Below are 2065 nucleotides of genomic sequence, written 5' to 3' on the forward strand. Positions count from 1 at the left end.
CTTCTGCCGGTCCTCGATGTCCGACTGCTGCAGCGGCGGGCCGTCATAAGCGCCGCTGAAGCCGGTGAGCGCGATCTTGATGGGGTTCGGCTGGTTCTGGAAGTTGATCGAGGTCAGCGAAATGGCCTGACCCTTCTTGAAAGACGCCACGAGTTGGTCCGTCAGCGGCACTTCGGCGACGCAGCGGTCCGGGAAGCAGATCACATAGTCAAGCTTCTGCGCTTTGCCGCCATCGATCTGCAGGCCGATGCCGGGAGGCACGAGGCGGCCGGTCGGGACCGTGACCTGGAAGACCTTGCGGTTCACCTTGCCCTTGAGCTCGATCAGGCTGACGCCGGTGACGAGCTGGCCATTGCCGGCGGTGACGATGTTCTGCACATTGCAGATGTCGACGTCTGCCTGCTTGGTGCAGGCCTTGAACCAGCCCTGAGGAATCTGCGGCTGCTGTTGGGCCGAGGCAGTGAAAAGCCCGGCGCCCAGAACGCCGACCACGCCTGCGGCCAGCACCGAAAGGCGGTACGCGTTGATCGTCATATGGTGCACTTTCCTCTCAAATGATCCCGGGGACCGGCTTTTTCGTGCCGTGCGGTCCAGCTACCTGTTGCCCAAATGAGGCAACAGGATGACTTCGGAGCGCGTGTTACACTGCCAGCGGCGTCGAATCCAGCCCGGTTTCCGCGATTTCTTGGTGGTTTCGCATCCCCAGGAGCGAGCTAGATCGGCGATGGAGCGGCTGAACCCGATTCCCGTTGGCGCGCCGATTCAATCAGATGGCGAAATGCTCTACGGTGCATGGCGAATCACAAAGCCGCCCGGCAAGGAGACGGTCATGGACCGCGTTCTCGTCCAACTGATCGCCGCGACCTCGTTTCTGGCTCTTTCGCTCCTTCCGGCGCAATCGGAGCCGAAGCACGGCATTGCCATGCAGGGTGAGCCGGCGCTGCCGCCCGATTACAAGCATTTCGACTACGTCAATCCGGACGCGCCGAAAGGCGGAAGCGTCACCTATTGCGTCGTCGGCTCCTTCGACAACCTCAACCCCTTCATCCTGAAGAGCCTGCGTACCACCGCGCGCGGCATGATCGATACCGTCTACGGCAATCTCGTCTTCGAGCCGCTGATGCAGCGCAACTACAACGAGCCTTTCAGCCTCTACGGCCTGCTTGCCGGGAGCGCCGACATGGATCAGGAGCGCAAGTCGATCGAGTTCCACCTCAATCCCAATGCAAAATGGTCGGACGGCCAGCCGGTGACGCCGGAGGACGTGCTGTTCACCTACGACGTTTTCAAGGACAAGGGCCGCCCGCCCTATAGCGACCGCATGAGCATGATCGCCAAGCTGGAGAAGACCGGCGAGCACAGCGTGAAATTCACCTTCAACGACAAGGCCAATCGCGAATTCCCGCTGATCGTCGCGCTGACGCCGATCGTCCCGAAGCACGCCTTCGACAAGGAGACGTTCGACAAGACGACGCTGAAGCCGCTGATCGGCAGCGGCCCCTACATCGTGGACAAGGTGTTGCCCGGGCAGCGCATCGTCTTCAAGCGCAATCCGGATTATTGGGGCAAGGACGTCCCTTCCAAGCGCGGCTTCGACAATTTCGACCAGGTCACCATCGAGTATTTTCTCAACGCCAATGCCAAGACGGAGGCGTTCAAGAAAGGCATCTGCGCCCTTGATGACGAGACCGATCCGGTCAAGCGTGAGCGCGACATCGACCTTCCGGCATTCCGAAAGGGCGATGTAAAGGAGGAGTATTTCAACACCGGCATCCCCCCGGTGGTGACCGGCTTCCTGTTCAACACGCGGCTGCCCAAGTTTGCTGATCCCGTGGTCCGCCGCGCGCTTGGCATGCTCTACGACTTCGAATGGGCGAACAAGAACCTGTTCGGCGGCAAGTTCAACCGCACCATGAGCTATTGGCAGAATTCCGAGCTGTCCGCGCTCGGCCATCCGGCCGACGATCGCGAAAAGGCGCTGCTTGCCCCCTACCCCGGCCGTGTGCCTGCCGATGTCATGGACGGCACCTGGCGGCCGCCCGTGACGGATGGTTCGGGCCAGGAT

Annotated in this window: 2 protein-coding genes; one reads left to right on the plus strand and one right to left on the minus strand. The window is 61.4% G+C overall.

The annotated features are described in order from the left end of the window. The coding region (locus tag EOA28_RS33785; protein WP_148671034.1) for an invasion associated locus B family protein at positions 1-534 on the minus strand (534 nt) is incomplete at its 3' end. Between the two features lie 295 nt (positions 535-829). Here EOA28_RS33785 and EOA28_RS33790 point away from each other — a divergent pair. Continuing rightward, the coding region (locus tag EOA28_RS33790) for an extracellular solute-binding protein (RefSeq protein ID WP_148671035.1) at positions 830-2065 on the plus strand (1236 nt) is incomplete at its 3' end.

Source organism: Mesorhizobium sp. M2A.F.Ca.ET.067.02.1.1, from assembly GCF_004023285.1.
Classification (GTDB): Bacteria; Pseudomonadota; Alphaproteobacteria; order Rhizobiales; family Rhizobiaceae; genus Mesorhizobium.